Annotated in this window: 2 protein-coding genes; one reads left to right on the forward strand and one right to left on the reverse strand. The window is 31.0% G+C overall.

The annotated features are described in order from the left end of the window. Nucleotides 1–268 precede the first annotated feature (268 nt). The gene (locus ABZA26_RS14285; protein WP_372715162.1) at nt 269–946 is read right to left on the reverse strand and encodes a YoaK family protein; all 678 of its coding nucleotides are present in this window, start codon (nt 944–946) and stop codon (nt 269–271) included. A 291-nt stretch (nt 947–1,237) separates the two neighbouring features. On the opposite strand from ABZA26_RS14285, the gene ABZA26_RS14290 reads away from it, so the two are divergent. Next, a partial coding sequence (locus ABZA26_RS14290; protein WP_372715163.1) for a helix-turn-helix domain-containing protein occupies nt 1,238–1,794 on the forward strand: 557 nt, incomplete at its 3' end.

Here is a 1,794-nt window from a genome sequence, read left to right on the forward strand (position 1 = left end):
GGCATGGGTTATAGTAGTTTGTAATATAATGCTTCTTATGTCTAAAATAAATATCATCCTCTCATGTTGAATAGTTTTGAAGTTGTATTAACAATTATAAATTATAAATACACAAAAGTCTATTATTATATATTGGAGACTATTCAATATAAATTAATGGGGACAGTGAATTGTGCATACAAAAAATTTAAATATAATTCTTAATTATCAAAAAAATAATGTAAGACAAATTTTTAAGACCGGTATCATTAAATTTTTTTTATAAAAATTAACGACTTTGGTAGAGGGTTCCGCTTCTGATTCCCCTACTTCTCCAAAGAAAATAAAGAATTCCAGCTAAAAGGTATCCTAAAGAAGCTAGAAGAAACGAATTTCTTCCGAAATTAAAATATGAAAAACTGCCAATTATCCCGCCAATAAAAAATCCTAAAAAAAGAAAAAATAAAAACTTTATCTTCCATACATCGGTGTGTTTTTTTCTCAGATAATTCCCTATATAAACTCCCATGTCTGTAAGGCTACCTGTAATATGAGTCATTCTCACAGTCATTCCTTTGTAAGTGATAAAGAGTCCGTTTTGCATTCCGCATAAGAATGACAGCATCTGAAGAAAGATTTTTTCTATGTTTATAAAATAAAAGCTCAAAAGTAAAACTATTCCAATAAAAAAGAGCATAACTCCATAACGTTTACCAGGATTAAACTCCTTTTCCCCGAGAATATACCCTGATGTAATGCATCCGAGAAGAAAGAATATTATAGTAGAGAAAACTCTCCAGAATATTTGGAACTCTCCATGTACAAAGGCAATAGATGAGTTAGTAGTGCTACCGGTAAAGTGACTTACCGGTATGGAGTATAACAATATCCCTAAAGCATTTATAAACCCACTGAGAGATGCCAAAAGTGTAGATAAAAATAAAAGTCCTATTTCCTGTTTCTTCATGATTTTCATCTCCAAAAAGTAATTTTATGGGGGTATTATATCATTATTTGATTTTTGAAGTAATGTACAAATTTATCTAGTCTCAATTTCAATTAATTTAGTTTATATCCTCTAGAAATTAAAAAAAAGCAAGAGGCATCCTCTATCCGATTATAGAGGGGAGCATCACTAAATCTTAAAAATATCCTGTAGTATCGCTTTAAATCAGAGATGAGATAAAAATCACTGGTCTTTTTTATTTTAGAAAGGTATAATTTCAAAGTGGTTTTATCTTTTGCTTGAAGGAGGATTATGAAGATCAGATACAGTATCGGGGAGATGAGTAAGTTATTTGACATACCCATAACAACTCTGAGGCATTATCACAATAAAGGAATATTTACGGCAGACTATATTGATGAAGAAACAGGATACAGATATTATTCATATGAGCAGTTTGAGTTACTCAATAATATATTGAATTTAAGATACGGAAAAGTTCCGTTGAATAAGATAAAAGAATATCTGGAAAAAGAAAACATTCATTCTTTAAAAGAAGTTTTCATAGAGCAAAAAGAAGAGCTTACCCAAAAGATAGAGGAGCTTGTTAAAGCAAAAAAGAATATTGAAGAAAGATTGAGCTATATAGAGAGAGTTGAAAAAATAGAGATTTTTGGGGAAGTAACAGAAGAGATCAGGGGGGAAAGAGAAATATTTTCTATCTGGAAGGAATTTATAGAGGAGAGTGAACTGGAACTTTTGGTCAGAGAGCTGGGAAAGGAGAGTAATTTCTCCTGCAGGCTTATTTGGGGAAAGGTCGGGCTTCTTATGGAAAAGAATAAGGGATACAAAAAGTATTCAGGAATATA

It is taken from the genome of Ilyobacter sp., assembly GCF_041583315.1.
GTDB lineage: Bacteria > Fusobacteriota > Fusobacteriia > Fusobacteriales > Fusobacteriaceae > Ilyobacter.